We start from the raw sequence: 1,299 nt of genomic DNA, 5'->3' as shown, positions 1-1,299 counted from the left end.
AGCAACTGTCTTCAAAGTCAACCCGGCTGCGCGATGTTCAGGTGGCGCGTCGCATCCCAGAGTCTCTGGTCTCGCAGCATGGCGTTGAGGATGGTCAGCAGTTTGCGCATCGCAGCCACGATGGCGACCTTCTTCGGCTTGCCGGCTGCTAGCAGGCGCTCATAGAACGCGCGCATCACGGCGTTGTGGCGGATCGCGACAATCGCGGCCATGTACACGACAGCGCGCACGTTGGCGCGGCCGCCCCAGACACGGCGTTTTCCCTGTCGCGATCCCGAGTCATCAGCCAACGGGGCCACACCGACCAGCTTGGCGATCTGGCGCCGTCCCAGCCGACCGAGCTCAGGCAGCGCCGCCGTCAGCGTCAGGATCGTCACGGGCCCCACACCCTTGACGCTGTCGAGCAGTTCGCGCTGCCTCTTGAAGTGCCGGTCCATGTGATCGTCGATCTGGCCCTCGATCAGCCCGAGTTGCTTGTCCAGCAGCTTGATGACGCTGTCGATGGACCGGCGGGCACGCGGCCCGGCGTGTTCACTCCGGTTGTGCTCGGCCACGCGCATCTCCACGAGTTGACGGCGCCGGTCCATCAACTCGCCCAGCTCCCGGCGCGCAGGCTCTTCGATCGGGGTGATGTACTGGCCCCGCTTGTCGTGCCTGGCCAGCACATCGGCAAAATCGCGCAGCGTTCTTGCATCGACCTGGTCGGTCTTGGCCAGAATGCCCATCGACTTGGCGAAGTCCCGCGCTTGCCGAGGATTGACCCGTGCGACCGCAACGCCAGCAGCCTGCAGCGCGCAAACCGCCCCTCGCTCGTAGCCGCCGGTGGCCTCGATGACCACCAGGTCGACCTCCGCGGCCTTGAGCATCGCGACCAGCTCGCTCCACCCCTGCGCGTCGTTGCCCAACCGGCCGGATGATGAGTGCAAACAGACATCGAGATGCTGCTTACTCACATCGACCCCGGCATTGGGCCGCTGCACGCCACTGGCTACCCCACCTTGCAGATGCATGTTCATGATCGACAACTGTTCGGGCTACACGGTTGGAGGGAAGGAGCCGGTGCGTTGACCTGGAGCTAACCCGCGAGCTGCGTGCTCATAGGCATATCGGATTTGGCGCACCGGCCGCGAAAGCGCAACGCCACACCACGCGGTGGACAAGTGGACAGTTCGAGCTGCGCTCGAACCGGCCCGCTTGCCGTGGACAACGCTGCGCGTTGCCCACCGCGCCGGCCTCTGCCCACTTGACCACCGCCTCCCACGACTACTTGGTATGACGGTCTACTGGAAGATACAAGGC

The 1,299-nt window shown here is 64.9% G+C and carries 1 protein-coding gene; it reads right to left on the bottom strand.

Translation table 11 applies throughout. From position 1 onward, the window contains the following. Positions 1 to 17 precede the first annotated feature (17 nt). A complete protein-coding gene (locus ACOVRJ_RS18850) occupies positions 18 to 1,010 on the bottom strand; it encodes an IS110 family transposase (protein ID WP_422045365.1) in 993 nt (330 codons plus the stop codon). Positions 1,011 to 1,299: the final 289 nt, after the last annotated feature.

This window comes from Roseateles sp. (assembly GCF_049240545.1).
Taxonomy (GTDB): Bacteria; Pseudomonadota; Gammaproteobacteria; order Burkholderiales; family Burkholderiaceae_C; genus Paucibacter_A.
This window is presented reverse-complemented; position numbering and strand designations above follow the sequence as displayed.

Coding starts and splice junctions, on each gene's coding strand:
- ACOVRJ_RS18850 (WP_422045365.1), bottom strand. CDS start 1,010: ATGCATCTGCAAGGTGGGGTAGCCAGTGGCGTGCAGCGGCCCAATGCC.